This is a genomic window from Exiguobacterium sp. (genome assembly GCF_020832205.1).
In the GTDB taxonomy this organism is placed as follows: Bacteria; Bacillota; Bacilli; order Exiguobacteriales; family Exiguobacteriaceae; genus Exiguobacterium.
Map to the genome: position 1 here is coordinate 107,555 of NZ_JAFIFD010000003.1, position 16,470 is coordinate 124,024.

Sequence of the window (16,470 nt, forward strand, 5' to 3'; positions counted from 1 at the left end):
AAGGACGAACCAAATCGCAACACGCGATTTTCGGTTCGTCCTTTTTTTTATTCGGCGATCAGTCCTTCGCGCACTAAGAAGTCACGTGCGACTTTCTCAGGGCGTTGCTTTTCGACGTCGGCGAGGTAGTTCAGTTCTTGCATGACCTCGTCTGTGATTCTGCCGGACAGCAAGTTGAGCACACCTTCGAGCTCGGGATGTTCTTTGAGCGTGTCGCCGTTCAAGAGCGGGACGGCGTAGTATGGCGGGAAGAACTGTTTGTCATCTTCGAGCACGACGAGTTCGAACCGTTTCAACAGTCCGTCGGTCGAGAAACCGTCGATCGCTTGGCTCTCACCGTTCATGAGCGCCGTGTAGCGGAGACCGCCATCGACCGGCTTCACGTCTTTGAACTGGAGCGGATACGTCTCTTTCAAGCCGAGGTACCCGTCCTCGCGGTTCGAGAACTCGATTGTCGGACCGAACACGAGCTCATTGCTGACGTCGGCGAGGTCCGAAATCGTTTCTAAGTTGTATCGTTCCGCATCTTCTTGTTTGACGGCGATAGCGTACGTGTTGTTGAAGCCGATCGGGTCGAACGTATGGACGTCAAAGCGGTCCTCGATTTGTGGTTTGACGCTCGCGTACACGGCATCGGGGTCGTTGTCGACTTCTTGGTTCAACACGTCGACCGACAGCGTCCCGGTATATTCGACGTACGTGTCGATCTCTCCGGTACGGAGGGCGCTGAATGCGACTTGCGTGCCACCGAGGTTAAGTTGACGTTTGACGTTCAAGTCCGTCTCTTCTTCGATCAAGTCGGCGACGATGTTCCCGAGAATGAGCTGTTCGGTGAAGTTTTTCGAACCGACGACGATCGTGTCGTCTTCACGGGTGAAGGCGTAAATCGACCCGCCGAGGAGAAGCGCGAACGCCGTCGCGATGACGATGGCCGGCTTGGCGACTTTCTTCGAGCGGCGTGTCTTTTTCTTCATCCGACCGTCGGCGAGGACGATGCCGTTCGGCGCGACTTTATACTCGATCCGGCTGACGACGAAGTCGATCAACAAGGCGAGCAGACCGGCTGGGATGGCACCGGCGAGGATTTGGTTGTTGTCGACCGTCTGTATGCCGGCGAAGACGAGATAACCGAGTCCGCCTGCCCCGACGAACGCCGAGATTGTCATGAGCCCGACGGCCGTGACGGCCGAGATGCGAATACCAGCCATGATGATCGGCAAGGCGAGCGGCAGTTGGATCTTGCTTAAAATCTGACGGTCGGTCAGCCCGATGCCTTTGGCAGACTCAAGCGTGTCGCCCGGGATGCTCGAGAGCCCGGTGTACGTGTTTTTCACAATCGGGAGGAGCGAGTAAAGGACGACCATGATGATGGCCGGTGTCGAGCCGATCCCGATGAACGGGATGAGAAAGCCGAGTAGGGCTAAACTTGGCACGGCTTGGACGACACTCGTCAACCCGAGTACCGGTTTGGCGAGGCGGGGCATGCGTAAGATCAAGATACCGAGCGGAACGCCGAGCAGGACAGCGAGCGAGACCGCGAAGACGGTCAGTTGCAAATGTTCGAGTAAGAGCGTGCCGATTTGGTCGGTGTTGCTCGCGAAATAAGTGAAGAATGATTGGATCGTGTTCATAAAGTTTCCTCCTCTTGCATGAATTGCTCACTGAGGACGGAAAGCAAACTGCTGCGGGTGATAAGTCCATCAAGCGTTGGACCGGTGACGACCGGGAGATACCCTTGGTCGGTCTTGTTCATGACGTCTAAAATGTCGAGGAGCGAGTCGTCGCTCGAAACGAAGGCGTAGTCCACGTTCATGACTTCCTCGAGTCGTCTCGTCTTGTCTTGGATGCCGTGGACGTCTTTTAGCTTGATCAATCCTTTCAGGACATGGTCCCGGTCCGTGATTAAGAGGCTGTCGACTTTGCGTGATCGCATGATCTCGATCGCCTGCAAGACGGTCCGTTTCCCGCTGATCGACACCGGGTCGGTGATCATGATATCTTTCGCCTTAATGTATTCCGGGCTGTTCCAAATCCGATTTTTCCCGATGAACGATTCGACGTACGCGTCTTTCGGATTACGTAGAATTTGCTCGGGTGTATCGAATTGAACGATTTCCCCGTCGCGCATGATACAAATGCGATCGGCCAATTTGATCGCTTCATCCATATCATGGGTGACGAACACAATCGTCTTTTTCACTTCTTCTTGTAAGTTGAACAGCTCTTCTTGCAGGTCGTTGCGGGTGACGGGATCGAGGGCACTGAACGGCTCATCCATCAAGATGACTTCCGGGTCGTTCATGAGGGCGCGGGCAAAACCAATGCGCTGCTGCTGGCCGCCGCTCAGTTCGCTCGGATACCGATCGATGAACTGATCCGGGTCGAGGCCGACCATGCGGAGAAGGTGCTCCGTGCGGGCGTCCATGTCTTGTTCGGCGTGTCCTTCGAGGCTTGCGATCAACTGGATGTTCTCACGGATCGTCATGTGGGGGAAGAGGCCCGTCTGTTGAATGACGTACCCCATTTGACGGCGTAGTTCAATCGGGTCCATCTTTCGCGTGTCTTGGCCGTTAACGATAATCGTTCCTGCCGTCGGCTCGATCAATCGGTTAATCATTTTCAACGATGTCGTCTTGCCGCAACCAGACGGACCGATAAAGACGACGAGTTCGCCTTTGTTAATCGTCAGGTTCATCTCTTTCAAAACGGTCGTCGTTTTGAACGTTTTCTTCACTTGTTTAAATTCAATCATCAACTCAACTCTTTCCAAAAATTATTTTCACATAACCTTAATGTTCCCTTGTTATGAAAATGTAAACATCTTTTTTTGAAATTAAGGTTTGAAACCGTCGTAAAACGGGATAAGGAGAAGTTACGGCATGATAAAAAGAGGACACAAATAAGAGGAGCGACGCGTTCGGACGTCGCTCCTCTTATTATTTTGAACGTATCGTTGAAACTTATGATTGTCTCCGTTTCATCACGGTGCGTGAGATCAACTTCTCGATCTCGATGACGATGAAGACGAGGAAACCGAACACGATCGGGATGATCCAGTCCGTCGCCGCGATCGCTGTCGTACCGAACGCCGTGTTCATGAACGGCACGTACGTGATGAACAACTGAAGCACGATGAGCGCCCCGGACACGTAGAACGCGATCGGGTTTTCGAAGAACGAGCGGTTGAGCGCAGGCTCGGTCTCGACCCGGACGTTGAACAAGTGGAACATCTGAGCGATGACGATCGTGTTGAGCGTCATCGTGTGGATATATTCGACACTATAGTCGCCGGCGTTCATGTACAAGTTGTACATGAGCGTTCCTCCACCGATGATGAGCGAGACGAGCAGGATCCGGAAGATGTAGTACCGGCTCAAAAGCGGTGTCTTCTTCGGACGCGGTGCCCGTTGCATCGTCGACGGCTCGAGCGGCTCGAAGGCGATGGCGAATGACAGTGTGATGGCGACGACCATGTTCACCCAAAGAATTTGAAGCGCTGTGAGCGGGAGCTGGGTGCCAAGGAAGATACTCATCAAGAGCACGAACCCTTGCGCCCCGTTCGTCGGCAAGATGAAGAGGATCGTCTTCTTCAAGTTGTCGTAGACGCGGCGGCCTTCTTTCACGGCTTTGAAGATCGTGTTGAAGTTATCGTCGACGAGCACCATCTCGGCCGCTTCTTTCGACACTTCCGTCCCTTTGATCCCCATGGCGACACCGATATCGGCGCGGCGAAGGGCAGGGGCGTCGTTGACACCGTCGCCGGTCATGGCGACGATATGGTCTTGCGTCTGGAGCGCCTTGACGAGGCGCGTCTTGTTCTCGGGACTCGTCCGGGCGAAGATGTTGTACTGGCCGACGACGTCGGCGAGCTCTTCGTCCGTCAAGTCATCGATCTCGGTCCCTTGAAGCGCGCCGGCTTCTGTCGAGATGCCGAGCTCGTTGCCGATGGCGATGGCCGTCTCTTTATGGTCACCGGTGATCATCTTCACTTGGATGCCAGCCGATTGACACTCGTTGACCGCTTCGATTGCTTCCGGGCGCGGCGGGTCCATGATGCCGATGAGCCCGAGGAACTCGATGCCTTCATATAAGTCATCGTGGTCGATTTTTTGTTTCGATGTGTTGAACGTCCGTTTGGCGACACCGATGACACGTTGTCCTTTTTTGGCGAGGTCGGTCATCTTCTCTTCCCACATGTCGCTCGGGAAGTCCGGGTCACTTGCTTCGGCCATCGAGAACAGACGGTCCGGTGCCCCTTTCAAGTATAGGACGTGTTCGTCGTCGCGTGGCGAGAGTGTCGCCATATATTTGTGCGCCGAGTCGAACGGGATCTTCGAGATGACACGGAGCGGGCGAATCGACTCATCCGCTTTCTCACCGAGCGTGAGCAGGCACCCTTCGGTCGGATCGCCGGTGATCTTCCATTGCTTCGACTCTTCATCGAAGAACAAGTCTGAGTCGTTACACGTCACCCCGGCGAGGAGAATCTCGTTTAAGATCTCGTCTTGCTTGTTCGAGTAGACGTCCTCTTCAAATTCGATGCGCCCTTCCGGCGCGTAGCCTGAACCCGTCACTTGAAGCGTGCGGTCGGCGAGTTGGATGTTTTGGGCTGTCATCTCATTTTTCGTCAACGTGCCCGTCTTATCCGAACAGATGACGGATACGGCGCCGAGTGTCTCGACGGACGGGAGGCTCTTGACAATCGCCTTGTTGTCGGCCATTTGGCGGACACCGAGAGCGAGGATGATCGAGATGATCGCCGGGAGTCCTTCCGGGATGACGGCGACAGCGAGCCCGATGACCGCGAGCAACAGCTCGGCCGTCTCGTAGTCACGCAAGAAGTAGCCGAAGATGAAAGCGAACACGGCGACACCGGCGATGACGCTGGCGACGGTCTTACCGAAGCGCTGCGTCTGTTGGATGAGCGGTGTTTGTACTTTCTCGACTTCGGCGATCGAGGCGTTGATCTTTCCGAGCTCGGTCTTCGAACCGGTCGCGACGACGATCCCGCTGCCGGTACCGGCGGCGACGGACGTCCCGGAGAACGCCAAGTTCGTCCGGTCTCCAAGACCAATCTTCTCTTCGAGCGGGTCGAGCGTCTTATCGACGGTGATCGCTTCACCGGTCAGTGCCGATTCTTCGACTTTCATGTTCTCCGCCGTGATGAGACGGAGGTCGACGGGGATCTTATCCCCCGGCTTCAAGTAGACGATGTCTCCAGGAACGAGGTACTCGGCCTCGATCTCTTTCCGTTTCCCGTCGCGACGGACGAGGGCGGACGGGGACAGCATGTTCTTGATGCCTTCGAGAGCTTGTTCCGCCTTGTTCTCCTGCAAGTAGCCGATGATCCCGATGATGAGGACGACGAGCGCGATGACGATCGTATCGTACCAATATCCGAGGACGGCCGTGATGACGGCGGCGGCAAGGAGGACGTAGATGAGCACGTCGTTAAACTGCCGTAAAAATTTGAGCCATTTCGGGTCTTTCTTCGGTTCCGGGAGCACGTTTTTCCCGTGCGTCTCGATTCGCTCCTTCGAAGTCTCTTCGCGAAGCCCTTGATCGATATCGGTGTCGAGGTGCTCCTCGGTCTCATGAATCGATAGCGTGTGCCAGTGCCTTTCTTCCATTTCAAAACCCCTTTCTCTTTTGCTCCATTTAGACAGACAGGTAAACAGTCTATACTCAATTCTTACCCCATGTGAAAAAGTGTGTAAACTTTAATTCCATGTGAAATAATCGGAATTGTGAAGTATGTGTGAATCCGTCAAGGGGAATGTATGGACAAACGAAAAGAGAGGGCGTTTCCGCGCCTCTCTCTTCTTATTTATTAATGGTCCATCGCCTCGGCGAGCACGTCCGCCAAGTGAACGGCCCGCATCGTCGGGGTGCCATGTTCTTGAATCCCGAGCTGCATTTGCAAATGACAGCCAGGGTTCGACGTCACGATCGTCTGGGCCGACGTGTCGCGGACGTGACCCATCTTCATCTCTAAAATGTCGTTGGCGATATGAGGTTGGAGCAAGTTGTATACGCCGGCCGACCCGCAGCAGTGATCGGCGTTCCGTTGTTCGACGAACGTCGTCCCTTGGATCGCTTGCAATAACATACGTGGGGCGAGTGCTCCTTTTTGCACGTTCCGGAGATGGCAGGAGTCTTGATATGTGATGAGTTGCTCAGGCAACGTGAGCGGGACCCGGTCGAGAAAGCCGACTTCAATCAAAATCGAGGCGAAGTCTTTTACTTTCGCCTTGAAACGTTCGGCGCGCTCACTCCATTCGGGGTCTTGCTTCAACAGATGGTCATAGCCGAGGAGGAACGCCCCGCATCCGCCCGCATTCGTGACGATGTAATCGACGTCGAGTGACTCAAACGACTCGATGTTCCGCTTGGCGAGCGCGATGGCGCCGGTCTGTTCGCCGGCGTGTCCGTGTAGGGCGCCGCAACATTGCTGGGTTTCCGGGATGACGATGTCACAGCCCGCTGCTTGGAGCAGTTTGATCGTGTTCGCGTTCGTCTCGTAAAACATCGTGTCCATCAGACACCCGCTGAAGAACGCGACGCGGGCCGTCGTCGCCCCGGCCGCGCGGATCCGCTCAGGACGAAGCACACGTTCTGAACGCGCGGGAACGACCGGCAAGACCGCCTCCATCTTCTGCAGCTGGTCCGGGAACCAGTCGAGGATGCGGAGCTTGCGGGTGAGCGTCTGTGCACCGGACTGTTGATAGAAACGAAGGAAGCCTGTTGCCGTCTCCATCTTCGACTTGCTCAAGAACAGGCCGTCGAAGACGACTTTTCGGATGAGGCGCTCCCGCACGTCCATCTGGCCCGTCGCTCGTTTATGGACGGTGATGGCGGCTCGGGCGTCTTCTAACAAGACGCTGTAACGGACACCAGCCGGGCAAGCCGGTTCGCAGGCGAGACAACCGAGACATTCGTTGAGCGTCTTCTCGACGCCCGCGTCCGGTTCGATCAAGCCGTCGACGACACCTTTCATGATGGCGATGCGGCCGCGCGGTGAGGCTGTCTCGTCTTTTGAATGGATATACGTCGGACACGTCGGGAGACAAAAGCCGCAGCGCATGCAGCCGAGCATTTCCTCATAATCGAGCTTGTCAGTCATCCGAGACGTCAGTTGTTCGGTCTGTTTCATACGCCGCCTCCTTGCACGAGCCGTTTCTTGGCTGCCTTGGCGAACATCTTTTGCGGATTCATGATGCCGTGCGGATCAAAGGCGAGCTTGATGCCTTTCATGACGTCGATACCGGCCGCTCCGAGCTTCCATTCGAGATACGGGGCTTTCATTGCCCCGACGCCGTGCTCGCCCGTAATCGTCCCGCCGAGTTCGAGTGCCGCAGCGAAAATATCTGCGAACGCCGCTTCGACGCGCTCCATCTCTTCATGGTCCCGGGCATCTGTCGCGACGGTCGGATGCAAGTTGCCGTCACCGGCATGACCGAACGTGGCGATTTCGATGTCGTACGTCCGGCCGATCGCCTCGATGCGCCGGACCATCTCCGCAATCTCACTCCGGGGCACGGTCGCATCTTCTAAAATCGTTGTCGGACGCAAGCGGGCGAGCGCGGACAAGGCGGTCCGTCGGGCGTACCGCAACGTCTCTGCATGCACCTCGTCCCGCGCGACTTCGACGTGCGTTGCGCCTTCGGTGAGGCAGATGGCATGCATCGCCTCGATGTCGCGCCGGACGACTTCGGATGGTCCGTCTTGTTCGAGTAACAAGAGCGCACCGACGTCGGTCGGCAATCCGATATTCGCGTACGCCTCGACGACTTCAATCGTTTTCTTATCCATGAACTCGAGCGTCGCCGGGATGATGCGGCTTTCAATGATCCGGCTCACCGTCCGCGCCGCCCCGTCCAAGTCGCTGAAGTGGGCGATCATCGTCTGTTTCGTCTCGGGAAGGGGGATGAGCTTAAGCGTCGCTTCGGTAATGACGGCGAGCGTTCCTTCCGAACCGACGAGGAGCCGCGTCAAGTCGTAACCGGCGACGTCTTTGGCGAGTTTACCGCCTGTCTTGAGCACGTCGCCGCTCGGGAGCACCGCCTCGAGCGCGAGCACGTAATCGGCCGTCACGCCGTACTTCAATCCCCGCAGTCCCCCGGAGTTCTCGCTAATGTTGCCGCCAATCGTTGAGATTTTCATCGAGCTCGGGTCGGGCGGGTAAAACAACCCTCTTGCCTCGACGGCTTCAGCCAACCGGGCGGTGATGCAGCCGGGCTCGACGGTGACGGTCAAGTTCTTCTCGTCAATTTCGAGAATCTTGCCCATATGGCGGAAGTCCATGACGAGTCCACCGGCGAGCGGCGTCGTCCCGCCGGCCAGGTTCGTCGCCGAACCGCGGGCGATGACCGGGACACGATACGTCTGACAGAGCCTCATGATAGCCTGCACGTCTTCCGTCGAGCGCGGGGCGACGACGGCGTCTGGCATCGCTTGATAGTTCGGGGTCGCATCGAATGAATAGGCGAGCCGTGTCGTCGCGTCAGAGAAGACGATCTCGTCTCCGAGCTCGGTCTGTAAGTGATTGATCCATTCCATATGTATTCCTCCTGACACACATCCGAAAGAGCGGATGCGGGCGTCGGTTCCGAAAGTCACAAAATCGACACAATTTTAGAGAGCGCTTACACGGTAATCGTAGCGATTTGAATTGGGATTGTCCACCCATTCCCCGTTGATGGGAGCCGATTTCCAGGCTTTGAGCCTCCGGAAAACCAACTGTGACATACATCACGATGAATTCCGTATAACCCCTCGACACGATAAAACGGGTATCGGTATACTAAAACAGGGCGATGTAAACGATTTCAAATTGAAGTCAACGTCCGATTCAAAACCTTTTGTGAACGTGCACCGTTTGCCGTTGTGTTTTCCAAAACGTGGAGGTATAACTGAACTATTCTTCATCTTGTTCGCTTTGTGAAATGTTATCAATTCAACATTTTTATTTCACCGTTTCTTCATACTTTTTTAAAATTTAGCGATTTTAATTTAGTTTGTGAAGCGCGTAAAAGCCTTGATACGACTTGATTTAAAGCGCTTTTATAATTGTGAAATTCATTGACTTCTTCTGCCATTTCCATTACTCTGAACTTGTGTGACTTTTGATGGTCACGCGAGTGCGAATCGACAAAGATGAAGGACAGGCTTCCTAGAGAGAAAGGGGGAGTAGGATGGCGAAAAAAGACAATCGTTACCTATCCTATGCCTCGCTTGCCTCCCAAATCTCGACCGCGCTTGCTGGACCGATCGTCATTGGGTATCTCGTCGGCCAATACGGAGCGAGACGTGAAATGTGGGGTACGTTTGGTTGGAATGTGTCGGTGCTTCTCGGCATGGCGTTCGGGATCACGGCGCTCGTGCTCACCCTGCGAAGTTTATTGACGGGAGAGGACGAATGAATCTACAACAAGTGCAAGCAGACAGAAAAGCACAAAAAGAGTTGATGAAACGCTATACGAAGTGGTTTATCGGATGGTTCGCCATTCTCCTCATCGGAGCGCTCATCGTCCCTATGTACAAACCGGTCTTTCTCGGGTTGTTCCTAGGCGGGGTCGCCAGTCTGATCATTCTACATATGCAGAATCGAAGCGTCATTCGCATGTTTGACGTCATCGAACATGGGCGACGCCCGAAATCGCACGGGACTGTTTCAAGGATGGCAGTCGGTGCGTTAGCCGTGATAGTCGGCCTCTTCTACGAGGACCGAGTATCGCTCATTGCGGTGGTAACTGGTCTAATCGCCGGCCACATCATACAATTTGGCGAGTTCACACTTGCCCAGCTCAGCAGGAAAAGAGGTGAATAATAATGGGTCATGAGTTTCCCACCTATTCTCTACAACTTGGAGATTACACGTTATATGGGAGCTGGACGAACGTCATCACGGTGCTGATCGCTTCACTGCTCGTCTTCACGTTCGCCGTCTGGGGGACACGACGCTTGGCAATGAAGCCGACAGGCAAACAGAACTTCATGGAGTTCTTTGCAGAATTCGTACGAGGGGTCATCTCGAGTGCGATGGACTGGAAGACCGGCGGACGCTTCATCGGGTTTGGAATGACGTTGATTTTGTTCATTCTATTCTCAAACTTGATGGGTCTACCGTTTAACGTCATTTCCGGTCACTACTTATGGTTCAACTCGCCAACGGCCGACCCGTACGTCACATTGGCGTTGTCGACACTCGTCGTTGCAATGTCGCACTACTACGGGGTGAAGCTGCACGGGTTGAAACACTATTCGGCAGAGTTCGTCAAACCGGTCTGGTTCTTGTTGCCGATCAAGCTCATCGAGGAGTTCGCGAACACCTTGACGCTCGGTCTGCGTCTTTACGGGAACATCTTTGCCGGTGAAATCATGATTACCATCATCTTGGGACTCGCAATTACCGCACAAGGGGCGTTAAACCCGCTCGGTGCTGTGTTCGCAATCTTCCCAATGATTTTATGGCAAGGTTTCTCAATCTTTATCGGGGTTATCCAATCCTACATTTTCCTGACGCTTGCAATGGTGTACATCGGGCACAAAGCTTCAGCCGAGCATTAATTCGCCAAAGCGTTGAACACAAAAACTATTTACTTAACTATTAGGAGGAATATACACAATGGAACAAATGAATCTTCTCGCAACAGCACTCGTTATCGGTCTCGGAGCACTCGCGGCAGGTATCGGTAACGGTCTTATCGTATACGGAACAGTACAAGGTCAAGCACGTCAGCCAGAACTCAAAAACGAACTTCGTCAAACAATGTTCATCGGTATCGGTTTGGTTGAAGCCCTCCCGATCATCGGTGTGGCTGTCGGTTTCCTTCTCCTCAACTCTTGATTGCGAGTTAACGAGAACAACGTAAGAGGGAGCACGTCTCCCTCACTTATTTAGTCAAGAGGAGGGTATGCATGGATACGATGATGATTGCAGCTGGTGCTGGTGGCGAAGGCCTCCGCATCCTGGATATGATCTTTACACTTTTCACATTCCTCGTACTCTTGGCCCTGTTGAAGAAATTTGCTTGGGGACCACTCCTTGGAATGATGAGACAGCGTGAAGAGTATGTAGCGAACGAAATCGAGCTCGCTGAAAAGAGCCGCAAAGATGCGGAAACATATGTAGTCGAACAACGTGACGCGCTCAGCGCAGCACGTACCGAATCGAAAGAAATGCTTGATTCAAGCCGTCGTCAAGCAGAAGCGGAACAAGCACGCTTGGTGGAGCAGGCGCGTTTGGAAGCCGAACAAATCAAGATCGAGGCGGGTAAAGCGATCGAGCGTGAGCGCGAGCTCGCGAAACAATCGCTCCAGACCGAAGTCGTCACACAGGCGCTCTCGGCCGCACGCCACGTCCTTCAGTCAGACCTTAAAGGCGACGAAGTGAAACAACGTGCCCTCGTCACAGACTTCCTGTCTAAAGCGAAAGGTGCTAACTGATGAACACATCACTAGCAAAACGCTATGCCAAAGCGCTCTTCGACTTAGCGCGGGAACAAGGCACGCTCGACCAAGTCGAAGCGGAAGTGCGTCTGCTCGATGAAGTGCTCCACGCGACTCCTGAACTCACGGACCTCTTAGAGAATCCTGCGATCAGTGACAGCGAGCTTGCACAGCTTTTGAAACATAGCTTCGGTGATATGACAGATATCGTGCTCAACACACTTCTCGTCATGGTCGAGAACGACCGTGCGAGCGAAGTTCGCGGCTTGTCGCGTTACGTCCTTGATTACATCAATGACTATCGCGGGATTGCCGAAGGGTTCGTCACGAGTGCTTACCCGTTGTCGGCAACAGAGTTGAAAGAAGTCGAGCTCGTCTTCGGTCAGAAGATGAACAAGACGCTTCAATTGAAGAACGTCGTCGATGAAGACGTCATCGGTGGACTCCGTGTCCAGATCGGCTACACGACGTATGATGACACAATCGAAAACAAACTAACACGCCTCGAGCGTGAATTGTTGAATGCGTAAGAAATAGGGGTGAATTCAATGACGATCAAAGCTGAAGAAATCAGCGCCCTGCTAAAAGAGCGGATCGCTTCGTACGGTTCTGAAATCGAAGTCAGTGAGACAGGTACAGTCATTCAAGTAGGTGACGGTATCGCTCGTGCATACGGACTCGATAACGTTATGGCGGGGGAACTCGTAGAGTTCTCTAACGGCGTAATGGGCTTGGCGCAAAACTTAGAAGAAGGTAACGTCGGGATTATCATCCTTGGCGACTACAAAGGCATCAAAGAAGGCGACTCGGTAAAACGTACGGGCCGCATCATGGAAGTACCAGTCGGTGAAGCGCTCCTCGGACGCGTCGTCAACCCGCTCGGACAACCGATTGACGGTCTCGGACCGATCGTGACGGACACATACAACCCGATCGAGCGTAAAGCTTACGGCGTTATGGCCCGTAAGTCGGTTCACGAACCGCTCCAAACTGGGATTAAGGCGATTGACGCCCTCGTACCAATCGGTCGCGGACAGCGTGAGCTCATCATCGGTGACCGTCAAACAGGTAAGACTTCGATCGCAATCGATGCGATCATCAACCAAAAAGAAGAAAACATGATTTGTATTTACGTCGCGATCGGTCAGAAAGAATCGACTGTCCGTGGCGTAGTTGAGACGCTCCGTCAAAACGGTGCCCTCGATTATACGATCGTTGTTTCGGCATCGGCTTCACAGCCAGCCCCACTTCTTTACCTCGCACCATTCGCAGGGGTATCGATGGGTGAGTACTTCATGGACCGCGGACAACACGTCCTCGTCGTGTATGATGATCTCTCGAAACAAGCGGCAGCTTACCGTGAGCTCTCGCTTCTTCTCCGTCGTCCTCCAGGCCGCGAAGCCTACCCAGGGGATGTCTTCTACCTTCACTCACGCCTTCTTGAGCGTGCGGCGAAGTTGAACGACGAACTCGGCGGCGGCTCGTTGACAGCCCTTCCGTTCATCGAGACACAAGCGTCGGATATCTCGGCGTACATCCCGACGAACGTTATCTCGATCACAGACGGTCAAATCTTCCTTCAGTCGGACCTCTTCTTCTCAGGGGTACGCCCAGCGATCAACGCCGGTCTCTCGGTATCGCGTGTTGGTGGATCGGCTCAAGTGAAAGCGATGAAGAAAGTTGCCGGTACGCTCCGTCTTGACCTTGCGTCATACCGTGAGCTCGAAGCGTTCGCCCAGTTCGGGTCGGACCTCGACAAAGCGACACAAGCGAAGCTCAACCGTGGACAACGTACCGTTGAAGTGTTGAAGCAAGACTTGAACGCACCGCTTTCGGTCGACAAGCAAGTCATCATCATCTACGCGCTCACGAAAGGTCATCTCGATGACGTCCCAGTCGAAGACATCCGCCGTTTCGAAAAAGAAATGAACGCATGGCTCGACCAAAACCGTTCGGACCTCTGCCGTGAAATCCGTCAAACAGGAAACCTTCCTGCTGACGAGGCGATGGTCGATGCACTTACGGAATTCAAAAAGACGTTCTCGCCATCGGTTTAATCCGGTGACGAGCGTCTATTAAGGTGGTGAATCGAAATGGCATCATTACGTGAGATCCAGATGCGGATCACCTCGACCCAAAGCACGAAGCAAATCACGAAAGCGATGAACATGGTGTCGGCCTCGAAATTGAACCGTGCTCAAGGGAGCAACGCCAACTTCAAGCCGTACATGACCAAGTTGCAGGAAGTCATCTCGTCGATTGCCGGCGGTACTTCAGGCGCAACACACCCGATGCTTCAAGTCCGTCCCGTTGAACGGACCGGCTATATCGTCATCACGTCAGACCGCGGACTTGCTGGTGGATACAACGCCAGCGTCCTTCGTGACGTGTATCGCGAGTTGAAAGCCAAACACGGTTCTACAGACGAGTACCGTCTGTACGTGATCGGGAAGGTCGGCGTTCAGTTCTTCAAGGCCCGCAACATTCCGGTGTATAGTGCCATGACAGGATTGAACGACCAGCCATCATTCGTTGAAGTCGCAGAGATCGTCAAGCAGACGGTCGGCGCGTTCAGTGAAGGCGAGATTGATGAATTGAAGCTCTGCTACAACTCATTCATCTCTGTCATCAGCCAAGAAGTGAAGATCGATCGATTGCTTCCGCTTGGGAATATCGAACAGACCGCATCCAATGTGATGTATGAATACGAACCAGAAGAAGAAACGATCTTAGCAGCGCTCCTCCCGCGTTACGCGGAAGGACTCATCTACGGCGCGCTCCTCGATGCGAAAGTATCGGAGCATGCGGCTCGGATGACGGCAATGTCGAACGCGACGGACAACGCGGATGAACTCATCCGTGGACTCAAGCTCAAGTTCAACCGCGCGCGTCAAGCGGCGATCACACAAGAAATCACAGAGATTGTCGGAGGTGCGGCAGCGCTTGAATAAGCGCCCGCCCTCTAGATTGTAGGAGGCTAACACGATGAACGAATACGGCATGAAAGGCCGCGTAGTCGCAGTCATGGGCCCAGTTATCGACGTAAAGTTCGACAACCACTTACCGAACATCTATAACGCCCTTAAAGTCACACACGTGGCTGAATCGGCGCAAGATGTCAGTGTCGACTTGACGCTCGAAGTGGCGATCCACCTCGGCGATGACACGGTCCGGACGATTGCGATGGACTCAACAGACGGCGTTCGCCGCGGCATGGAAGTACTTGACTTAGGCACACCGATTTCGGTACCAGTCGGAGAAGAGACGCTCGGTCGTGTCTTCAACGTTCTCGGTAACCCGATCGATGATAAAGAAGTGTCACCGACGGTCCGTCGGTCACCGATTCACCGTCTCGCACCGACGTTCGATGAGTTGTCGACAAAAGTTGAAATCTTGGAAACAGGGATCAAAGTCGTCGACCTTCTCGCACCATACATCAAAGGTGGTAAAATCGGCCTCTTCGGTGGTGCCGGTGTAGGGAAAACCGTCCTCATTCAGGAACTGATCAACAACATCGCGCAAGAGCACAGCGGGATTTCTGTATTCGCAGGAGTCGGTGAGCGTACGCGTGAAGGAAATGACTTGTTCCACGAGATGACGGACTCAGGCGTTATCAAGCAAACGGCGATGGTCTTCGGTCAGATGAACGAGCCGCCGGGCGCGCGTCTCCGCGTAGCCTTGACGGGTCTCACAATGGCTGAATACTTCCGCGATGAGCAAGGACAAGACGTTCTTCTCTTCGTCGATAACATCTTCCGTTTCACACAGGCAGGTTCTGAAGTATCGGCCCTTCTCGGTCGGATGCCATCTGCCGTAGGTTACCAGCCGACACTCGCAACGGAAATGGGTATGCTTCAAGAGCGGATCACGTCGACAGCGAAAGGATCGGTCACATCGATCCAAGCTGTATACGTACCTGCCGATGACTATACTGACCCGGCTCCAGCGACAACGTTCGCTCACCTTGATGCAACGACTAACTTGGAGCGTCGTCTTTCGGAGATGGGGATTTACCCAGCCGTTGACCCGCTCGCATCGACTTCACGTGCACTCTCGCCTGACATCGTCGGCCCAGAGCACTACGAAGTAGCCCGTAACGTGCAGCAGACGCTTCAGCGTTATAAAGAGCTTCAAGATATCATCGCCATCCTCGGTATGGACGAGTTGTCTGAAGACGACAAGCTCACGGTTCACCGTGCCCGTCGCATTCAGTTCTTCTTGTCACAAAACTTCCACGTGGCCGAGCAGTTCACAGGCCAAAAAGGTTCGTACGTACCGGTTAAAGAGACTGTCCGCGGCTTCAAAGAGATCCTCGATGGAAAACACGATGATCTTCCGGAAGATGCATTCCGTCTCGTCGGTCCAATCGAAGACGTCATCGAAAAAGCGAAGACGTTGGTCTAAGACCTACGCGGAAGGGGGAAACTAGACGATGAATACTCTTCACGTCAACGTCGTCACCCCGGATGGTGCAGCCTATGAGGGCGAGGCGCGAATGGTGATTGCCAAATCGGTGACTGGTGAAATCGGTATTTTGCCGAAACACATCCCGATGGTGACACCGCTCGACATCTCGATCCTTAAACTGCGCCACGAAGATGGTGGACGCACGCTGATCGCACTCAGCGGCGGTTTCATGGAAGTTCGTCCCGACACGGTGACGATCTTAGCTGAAACGGCCGAAATGGCGGACAAGATCGACTACGACCGCGCTTCAGCGGCAAAAGTTCGGGCCGAGCGCCGTCTACAAGACACAAAGCTCTCGGACATCGAATTCCGCCGCGCGGAGCTCGCGCTCAAAAAAGCGATCAACCGCTTGAGCATTCGCGAAATGAAAGACTAAACAACAAGGCTTTCTCACTTCGGTGGGGAAGTCTTTTGTTGTATTCCCATATTTTTAAAGTCGGGTTCCTTCATTATATAGGTCTAAAGTCTTGCCGGTGTTTGGGAAAAGCAGTAAAAGACAGGTGACGAATAGCCGATAATAAAGGTGGGAACTACGAAAAAGGAGATGCAGGG

15 protein-coding genes are annotated in these 16,470 nt (G+C 54.0%); 10 read left to right on the forward strand and 5 right to left on the reverse strand.

The features are described from left to right. Window positions 1-47: 47 nt before the first annotated feature. The 5 genes from JJU47_RS00825 to JJU47_RS00845 all read right to left on the reverse strand — a co-directional run bounded on the left by JJU47_RS00825 (window position 48) and on the right by JJU47_RS00845 (window position 8,559). Complete coding sequence (locus JJU47_RS00825) at window positions 48-1,631, reverse strand: ABC transporter permease/substrate-binding protein (protein WP_228615679.1); 1,584 nt, start codon at window positions 1,629-1,631, stop codon at window positions 48-50. Next, window positions 1,628-2,752, reverse strand: coding sequence for an ABC transporter ATP-binding protein (locus tag JJU47_RS00830; protein WP_228615680.1), 1,125 nt, complete (start codon window positions 2,750-2,752; stop codon window positions 1,628-1,630). The genes JJU47_RS00825 and JJU47_RS00830 overlap by 4 nt, the downstream gene beginning before the upstream one ends. A 208-nt stretch (window positions 2,753-2,960) precedes the next feature. Then, window positions 2,961-5,630 (reverse strand): cation-transporting P-type ATPase, encoded by a 2,670-nt coding sequence (locus JJU47_RS00835; RefSeq protein ID WP_228615681.1) that lies wholly within the window; start codon window positions 5,628-5,630, stop codon window positions 2,961-2,963. Window positions 5,631-5,830: 200 nt separating this feature from the next. After that, the gene (locus JJU47_RS00840; protein ID WP_228615682.1) at window positions 5,831-7,153 is read right to left on the reverse strand and encodes a (Fe-S)-binding protein; all 1,323 of its coding nucleotides are present in this window, start codon (window positions 7,151-7,153) and stop codon (window positions 5,831-5,833) included. Further along, a complete protein-coding gene (locus tag JJU47_RS00845) occupies window positions 7,150-8,559 on the reverse strand; it encodes an FAD-binding oxidoreductase (RefSeq protein WP_228615683.1) in 1,410 nt (469 codons plus the stop codon). The genes JJU47_RS00840 and JJU47_RS00845 overlap by 4 nt, the downstream gene beginning before the upstream one ends. Before the next feature lie 635 nt (window positions 8,560-9,194). On the opposite strand from JJU47_RS00845, the gene JJU47_RS00850 reads away from it, so the two are divergent. The 10 genes from JJU47_RS00850 to JJU47_RS00895 all read left to right on the forward strand — a co-directional run bounded on the left by JJU47_RS00850 (window position 9,195) and on the right by JJU47_RS00895 (window position 16,294). Continuing rightward, window positions 9,195-9,422, forward strand: coding sequence for a hypothetical protein (locus tag JJU47_RS00850; protein WP_024370840.1), 228 nt, complete (start codon window positions 9,195-9,197; stop codon window positions 9,420-9,422). Further along, window positions 9,419-9,829, forward strand: a complete 411-nt coding sequence (locus JJU47_RS00855; protein ID WP_228615684.1) for an ATP synthase subunit I — start codon at window positions 9,419-9,421, stop codon at window positions 9,827-9,829. The genes JJU47_RS00850 and JJU47_RS00855 overlap by 4 nt, the downstream gene beginning before the upstream one ends. A 2-nt stretch (window positions 9,830-9,831) precedes the next feature. Beyond that, a complete protein-coding gene (atpB, locus tag JJU47_RS00860) occupies window positions 9,832-10,569 on the forward strand; it encodes a F0F1 ATP synthase subunit A (protein WP_024370838.1) in 738 nt (245 codons plus the stop codon). 67 nt (window positions 10,570-10,636) lie between these two features. Next, on the forward strand, window positions 10,637-10,849 hold the full coding sequence (gene atpE, locus JJU47_RS00865) for a F0F1 ATP synthase subunit C (protein WP_024370837.1): 213 nt from the start codon (window positions 10,637-10,639) through the stop codon (window positions 10,847-10,849). 71 nt (window positions 10,850-10,920) lie between these two features. Next, on the forward strand, window positions 10,921-11,448 hold the full coding sequence (atpF, locus tag JJU47_RS00870; protein WP_021066136.1) for a F0F1 ATP synthase subunit B: 528 nt from the start codon (window positions 10,921-10,923) through the stop codon (window positions 11,446-11,448). Further along, window positions 11,448-11,981 carry a F0F1 ATP synthase subunit delta gene (locus tag JJU47_RS00875; RefSeq protein ID WP_228615685.1) on the forward strand — a complete coding sequence of 178 codons (534 nt, stop codon included), beginning with the start codon at window positions 11,448-11,450 and terminating at the stop codon, window positions 11,979-11,981. Before atpF ends, JJU47_RS00875 begins: the two co-directional genes overlap by 1 nt. Before the next feature lie 18 nt (window positions 11,982-11,999). Beyond that, on the forward strand, window positions 12,000-13,508 hold the full coding sequence (gene atpA / locus JJU47_RS00880) for a F0F1 ATP synthase subunit alpha (RefSeq protein ID WP_228615686.1): 1,509 nt from the start codon (window positions 12,000-12,002) through the stop codon (window positions 13,506-13,508). Window positions 13,509-13,544: 36 nt separating this feature from the next. Next, a complete protein-coding gene (atpG, locus tag JJU47_RS00885; protein ID WP_228615687.1) occupies window positions 13,545-14,402 on the forward strand; it encodes an ATP synthase F1 subunit gamma in 858 nt (285 codons plus the stop codon). 34 nt (window positions 14,403-14,436) lie between these two features. Then, window positions 14,437-15,855 carry a F0F1 ATP synthase subunit beta gene (gene atpD, locus JJU47_RS00890; protein WP_228615688.1) on the forward strand — a complete coding sequence of 473 codons (1,419 nt, stop codon included), beginning with the start codon at window positions 14,437-14,439 and terminating at the stop codon, window positions 15,853-15,855. 28 nt (window positions 15,856-15,883) lie between these two features. Continuing rightward, complete coding sequence (locus tag JJU47_RS00895; RefSeq protein ID WP_047376138.1) at window positions 15,884-16,294, forward strand: F0F1 ATP synthase subunit epsilon; 411 nt, start codon at window positions 15,884-15,886, stop codon at window positions 16,292-16,294. The last annotated feature ends 176 nt before the right edge of the window (window positions 16,295-16,470 follow it).

What these genes read in the sequence shown, in the direction of transcription:
- JJU47_RS00855 (WP_228615684.1), top strand. Translation starts at nt 9,419, where the DNA reads ATGAATCTACAACAAGTGCAAGCAGACAGAAAAGCACAAAAAGAGTTG.
- JJU47_RS00875 (WP_228615685.1), top strand. Translation starts at nt 11,448, where the DNA reads ATGAACACATCACTAGCAAAACGCTATGCCAAAGCGCTCTTCGACTTA.
- atpF (WP_021066136.1), top strand. Translation starts at nt 10,921, where the DNA reads ATGGATACGATGATGATTGCAGCTGGTGCTGGTGGCGAAGGCCTCCGC.
- JJU47_RS00895 (WP_047376138.1), top strand. Translation starts at nt 15,884, where the DNA reads ATGAATACTCTTCACGTCAACGTCGTCACCCCGGATGGTGCAGCCTAT.
- atpE (WP_024370837.1), top strand. Translation starts at nt 10,637, where the DNA reads ATGAATCTTCTCGCAACAGCACTCGTTATCGGTCTCGGAGCACTCGCG.
- atpB (WP_024370838.1), top strand. Translation starts at nt 9,832, where the DNA reads ATGGGTCATGAGTTTCCCACCTATTCTCTACAACTTGGAGATTACACG.
- JJU47_RS00830 (WP_228615680.1), bottom strand. Translation starts at nt 2,752, where the DNA reads ATGATTGAATTTAAACAAGTGAAGAAAACGTTCAAAACGACGACCGTT.
- atpA (WP_228615686.1), top strand. Translation starts at nt 12,000, where the DNA reads ATGACGATCAAAGCTGAAGAAATCAGCGCCCTGCTAAAAGAGCGGATC.
- JJU47_RS00825 (WP_228615679.1), bottom strand. Translation starts at nt 1,631, where the DNA reads ATGAACACGATCCAATCATTCTTCACTTATTTCGCGAGCAACACCGAC.
- atpG (WP_228615687.1), top strand. Translation starts at nt 13,545, where the DNA reads ATGGCATCATTACGTGAGATCCAGATGCGGATCACCTCGACCCAAAGC.
- JJU47_RS00835 (WP_228615681.1), bottom strand. Translation starts at nt 5,630, where the DNA reads ATGGAAGAAAGGCACTGGCACACGCTATCGATTCATGAGACCGAGGAG.
- JJU47_RS00840 (WP_228615682.1), bottom strand. Translation starts at nt 7,153, where the DNA reads ATGAAACAGACCGAACAACTGACGTCTCGGATGACTGACAAGCTCGAT.
- JJU47_RS00850 (WP_024370840.1), top strand. Translation starts at nt 9,195, where the DNA reads ATGGCGAAAAAAGACAATCGTTACCTATCCTATGCCTCGCTTGCCTCC.
- atpD (WP_228615688.1), top strand. Translation starts at nt 14,437, where the DNA reads ATGAACGAATACGGCATGAAAGGCCGCGTAGTCGCAGTCATGGGCCCA.
- JJU47_RS00845 (WP_228615683.1), bottom strand. Translation starts at nt 8,559, where the DNA reads ATGGAATGGATCAATCACTTACAGACCGAGCTCGGAGACGAGATCGTC.